The sequence below is a fragment of the Amycolatopsis oliviviridis genome (assembly GCF_014654365.1).
Taxonomy (GTDB): domain Bacteria; phylum Actinomycetota; class Actinomycetes; order Mycobacteriales; family Pseudonocardiaceae; genus Amycolatopsis; species Amycolatopsis oliviviridis.
The window spans coordinates 1,723,239-1,728,921 of record NZ_BNAY01000001.1 but is presented as its reverse complement, the minus strand read 5'-3'; the positions used below and the strand labels follow the sequence as shown (position 1 = coordinate 1,728,921).

Sequence of the window (5,683 nt, the reverse complement as noted above, 5' to 3'; positions counted from 1 at the left end):
GCGCGCCGTCACCAAGCGCGTGAACTGGAGGAACTTCCGCACATCCGGCGGAACGCCGATCTGTGCGAGTGTGGCGTACACCGCTCTCGCCCCTTCTCGCCGTTAGGCGGCAGCCGTGGCATGTCGCGAAAGCCACTTTCGGGACATCAGGCGTCGCGAAAGTGGCTTTCGCGACACGGGACGCCGCCTGCGAGGTGGTCGACGCGGCTGAGTGACCGGGGTGAAGGCTCCCTCCACCGCATTAGACACGGCGATGGGAGCCTTCACCCCACCACCGACCCGCCCGCGACCACGACACCTTTGCCTTACCGTTCACTAGAACCGTCCCAGCCGCTCGCGGCCCCCTTGCCAGACTGCGCACAGTGCGCGAAACGGCGTCCCAATCCAGCCTTCGGTCAGCCCGAGCTCCGAGGCTGGGCGCCACCAAGGTGAACTCCTCTCACTCCGGCGGCTCGGCGCCGGTGAGGAAAACCTCGAGATCGTCCTGAGCCCTGACGACGCTGAGAGCGAGTACGTCGCCAGTGAATCCCTCGGGTGGCTGGGCGAAATGATTCCTGCCGTCACGGGTGATGTAGACGGTCCTGCCGCGGGCTGCGAGGACAAGCTCGAGATGGCCGAGGTGGCCATGACCGCGGATGAGGTCGTTCAGGTGCGTTTCGTGATCTCGGGTGAGGACGCCGGTCCAGAGTTCGAGATGGCCGAACTGGTCCCAATCGAGGGGGAAGGCGGCGATCACGTCGAACAACTGCCGGGCGTCGTGAGGAACGTGGTTCCCATCGGCACCGGGTAGCAGGAAAGCCCCGTCGAGGTGATGCTCCCGTGGGACGACGATACGTAACGTGCCGGGCGAAGCATGCGGAAAGGCATTGAGAACGTGAGGTGCGTAGGTCGCCTTGACGAAGGCAGCGCCGCGGGAAAAGGGTATGACCTGTACTGGTCCGCCGGACGCGGCAACCGTGAACGTGGTGGTATCCGGAGGGAGGCCGGCTCCGTCGTCGTAAACGGCTTCCGCGTGTTCCCGCAGCGCGTCGCCGGAGCCGGTGATGTGGCGGATCCGCATCTGGGTCACCAGTGCGGTGATCCTCTCGGAAGGCGGCAATTCGCGAAGCCAGGGATTGAATCGTACGATCTCGCCGACGCGGTGTGAGACGGCGTCCCGATTCTCCGGCAGGCCTGCCGGCAAGTCGGCCAGCCGGTCGCCGTTGAGGGTGGCTTCGTGGGTCGCTTGGGTGACCAGTTCGGTGAGGGTGTGTTGTGATCCGGTGATGCCTTCGTGGGCCATTCGGGTGGCGATGTGGTCTGGTCCGATGGTTTTGTCGGACCAGGCCGCGGCGTAGGCGAGTTTGCCGATCAGGTCGTGATCGCGGGGGTTGTCGGCGTTCAGGTGCCGGCCTAGGAAAAGAGGTTCGGGTCGCAGTGTGAGGAGTTCTCGTGCGGCGGGTTCCGCGCCGGGGTCGTGGTGGTGCTCGCGTCGCCTGGCGTTCACCGTCTTTTCGAGTTTCCCGGTGTCCCCGCGTACGTTGAATCGATGCAGGCGACGGATTATCTCGGGTGTCTTGAGGTGAGGTTCGATGGTGAGGATGGCGTTGATGAGCGAGTTGATCGGGTCGAGGTTTTCGGCGTCTTTTATGGACATGGCGGGATGGCGGCGCCGGTGTTTCTCCGCGACTTCGATGGCTGCTTCGGCCGCTTTTACCATCGTGCTTCCCTTGCTGGCGAAGCCGGACTGTTCGGCGAGGCGGGCTATTGTCGCCGCGTTCTCGGTGGGGTGATCGATCGCGAGTTGCCATAGTGCGACGGTGAGGTCGTTGGGTGTGTCGAGGTCGAGCACCTCCTCGCGTTTGCTGGCGCGGTAGACAGGGTGCCAGGTCGAACCGTCGGCGGAAGCTTGTTGTCGTGCTCTGGTGATTGCCGGGTGTATTCCCTTTTTGGTCGAATCAACGCCCTTTTGGGAAAGGTGGAATCGAAGGGCTTCTTTTCCGATGTTTCCGTGTTCGTCGACGACTTGCCGGGCGAGTTCGGCGATCGCTGTCTGATGTCGGGGGTCCTCGGGGTTGAGTTTGCGCGCCGGGGTCGTTGTCGTCTCTTCGGGAGCGGTGGTGGATTCAGCTGAGAGGTCGAGGTTGACGAATGACGTGTCGATGGCGAAGTCGGGATCGACGAGTAGTCTTGCTGTACTTGCGTGCAGGAAGTCGAGGGCGCGCTGCCGCAACTCCTCCTGAGGGCCGGTGATGTGCCGGGTTCGCATCGCTTTTACCAGTTCGGGCAGGCGGTCGGCATCCCTGAGCTCGCCTTTGAAGATCACGATTCCGCCGAGCCGGGCCTGGATGGCGTCGTGATGGTCGGGGTTGTCGGCGGACAGCCGCACCAGCCGGTCGCCGTTGAGGGTGGCTTCGTGGGTCGCTTGGGTGACCAGTTCGGTGAGGGTGTGTTGTGATCCGGTGATGCCTTCGTGGGCCATTCGGGTGGCGATGTGGTCTGGTCCGATGGTTTTGTCGGACCAGGCCGCGGCGTAGGCGAGTTTGCCGATCAGGTCGTGATCGTGAGGATTGTCCGCGTTCAGTTCGCGACCCAGAAAGGTCTTGCCCTGCGGGCCGGACAAGTGGCCGCCGATGGCCTGAAGCGCGCTTCGGGTCGTTCGTGGAGTGGCGAAGGCTTCATTGAGCAGGTTGAGAAGTTCCGCCTGACTACCCTGCACGTTCCGTTTCCGGAGTTCGCCGAAAATGGAGTTCGCCGTGGGTTTGTCGTGCGAGGCGATGAGGATCTCGATCAAAGATTCGATCCTGGGGCGGTGTTCCGGCTCGCGCACCTGCAGTACCGGATCTCGACGGTCGTCGAGTTCGGCGGTGCTGATCGCCAGTCGCGCGTTGGCGATCAGCTGGTCCATCTTGCCGCTGAAGCCTGCTTCTTCAGCGGCGCGGGCGATCGCCGTGGCGTCCTCGTTCGGCCGGGCAACCGCTCGTCGCCATAGCCATACGGTGAGATCATCGGGGTTCGCCGCGTCGAAGGTCCCGTTGCCGATCTCCTTCCCCCGATAGGTAGGACGCCACAGGCCATCGGTCTCTCGAAGGGTTTCGCGGGCGTTGTTCAGTATGGTTCTGAGAGATCCCTTCTTGCTGCTCGGCACGCCTTCGCCGGTCATGTAGACCAACAACGACCTGATGTCCATGTCGCCGTGCTCCTGAAGCACCTTGAGCGCGACCGCGGCGAGTTGGTCGGGATCGTCGGCGTCGATGGCGTGCTCCGTGCGCTTTCTGCTGCTTTCGCCGGAGGGAGCCGCGGCCTTGCGTTTGGGACCGAGGGTGAGGGTGCCCGCGGGCAGGTCGCCGGGCACTGTGGTGGTGGTGCGGATGTCGCCGTCGGGCGCGATGTGGACGAGCCGCCCGGGGTGGGGCAAGGTCAGGCCGGTACCGAACGCGGCGCGAGCGGCGACGGCGAGCTGGGAGTGCTGGGTGGCGGTGAGGTCGCAAGCCCAGAGTTCGACGTCGGTGTAGGTGTTCCAGGCGGCGACATGCGGCGGGAGGTGGGTGAGGACGTCGAGGAACTGGGCGAGGGTGTGGGGGACGAGGCGCCGGCCTGGCTCGTCGGCGAGCCCGATTGTCCCGTTGTCGTGGTGGGCGACGACGCGGAAGACACCCGGCCGGGGCTCGGGGAAAGCGTTGAGGACGTTACCGGTGTAAGCCTCGGTGACGAAAGCGACTCCGCCACCGTCGGCGAGCGGGACCGCTCGGACCGGCTCGACCGGCGAGTAGACGGTACTGCCCGGCGTGGTCGTCGAGGCCGTGAGTCCGTCATGGGTAGGGCGGGGAACAACCTGATCCATCGCGGAAGTGGTGAAGGTCGCCGCCAGGGTGACCTGAGCTTCCTGTGACACAGCGCCGCCGACGGTGGGGTTGCTCGTTGTCTCGGAGGGAGCTGCCGGAGCAGGGAACGGCGTCCCCGCGATGACCTGCGCCTGTGGCGGAGACAGGACGGCAGGCATGGTGGACGGTGCGGCGGCCGAGCGAGCGAACCCGGCGTCTGCCCCGCGAGCCACGGCCTGGCTGGCTGTGGTCGAAGAACCTGTGTGGCTGACGCGTGACACCGGATCCGTCGCCGGTTCCTTCGAACTCCCCGACGAACGCTCGGCAGAGGACACCGAGCCGGGTGCCTGAGACGCGGCGTTGGATGCCGGCTTCGCTGTGTCGCGGGTCGTCGCCGCGATACCGGTCTTTGGACCGGTGCTGATCGCGCCGGAAGGTTTGTCGTTGCCCGTCGTCAGAGGTGACGCGGCGACATCTCCAGCAGCTGTGGCTTTCGCCGGTGCTGTGGTCGCGGTGGCGGGGGCTGGAGGGGTGTAGAGGGTGCCGACGGCGTGGGAACTGGTGGTGTGGGCGGGTGTTTTCTCGGCGCGGAGTTCCGGTTGGGCGGCGATCGCCGAGTAGGGCGGTGGTGCGGCGAGTGTTTCGGGGGTGTCGAGAATGGCTTCGCTGTTGCCGGTGGCGGGTTTCGCAGTGGGGATGGTGAGGTCGGGGATGTGGGGTGGGTGGATGGTGTCGAGGTTGACGTTGGGGGTGGTTCCGTTGGTGTGGCTGCCGCCGTAGCGGGAGAGGGCGCCGAGGGCGCCGAGGGCGGGGTTGCCGGTGGGGGCGCCGAGGGCGAGGTTGATCAGGGGTGCGGTGGCGATGACGGTGATCATTTGGCCGGTGGCGTAGGCGGCGTCGCCGAGGGCGGCGAGGGGTTTGTTGATGGTGGTGATGATGTCTTGGGCGGTGACCCCGGCGGTCTGTTTGACGAGTGTGTCGAGGTGGGCGGGGTCGATGGCGAGGCGGTCGCGGAGGCTGAAGGCGGTGGAGCGGATTCCTCCGGCGGCGGAGTGGAAGACGCCGGCGAACGCGCCGCCCAACGCGCCACCGACGAAAGAGGAGGTCAAGGATTTGGTGTCCCAGCCTTGGCGGTCGCCGTCGGCGATTTGGCGGGCTTGGACGCCGAAGTCGGTGCCGCCCATGAGTGCGGCGCCGAAGGCGGCGAAGCCGCCGGTTTTGATGGCGAGGTCTTTCGCGAACTTCAGCAACGCGGTTTTGGTGGCTTGCGACAGACCACCACTGAGGGAGAGTTGACCGAGCCGGGTGATCAGGGCTCGCCAGATCGCGGTGAGCGCGACTCTGGCGGCGGCGATGACGACCCCGGTGAACAGGGCTCCGATGAGGGTGGCCATCAGGTGGATGATGGAGGCGAGGGTGAAGGCGGCGAAGACGACGAACATGACTTTGGTTTTGTAGACGTCGGCGGCGGCGTTCTGCGCCATTTTCGCCAGCTCACCGGCGGCCTCACCCAGTCCGGCGACACCGTCGGGGATGGTGGTGTTCAGGAAGTGGGCGAAGAACTCCCCGGTCTCGCCTTCCAGGACCTGCGGGACCGCCACCCCGGCCGCTCGGGCAGCGGCTTCGAACACACCTGCGGCGTCTTCGAACGCTTCCCACGCTTTCCACAACGCGACCAGACCCTGATCGTCACTCTCCGGCCACGACAAGCCGAGGGTGAACTCCAGGAACTTCCGCACATCGGGGGGAATGTGCACACCACCCTCACCCACAGGCGGCACCTCCCACCGTCTTGAGGACACGCTGATCAGCACTTTCATTCGGCTGAGCCATCATGTAACCGGTTCAGACCGGGAGTCACCTGTGGAGGGAACCCGGCA

1 protein-coding gene is annotated in these 5,683 nt (G+C 65.6%); it reads right to left on the bottom strand.

The annotated features are described in order from the left end of the window. Window positions 1-439: 439 nt before the first annotated feature. Window positions 440-5,623: a WXG100-like domain-containing protein gene (locus tag IE302_RS07490; protein ID WP_191252972.1), complete on the bottom strand. Its 5,184-nt coding sequence runs from the start codon at window positions 5,621-5,623 to the stop codon at window positions 440-442. Between the last annotated feature and the right edge of the window lie 60 nt (window positions 5,624-5,683).

Excerpts from the sequence above, each read along its gene's own strand:
- IE302_RS07490 (WP_191252972.1), bottom strand. The coding sequence starts at position 5,623 with ATGAAAGTGCTGATCAGCGTGTCCTCAAGACGGTGGGAGGTGCCGCCT.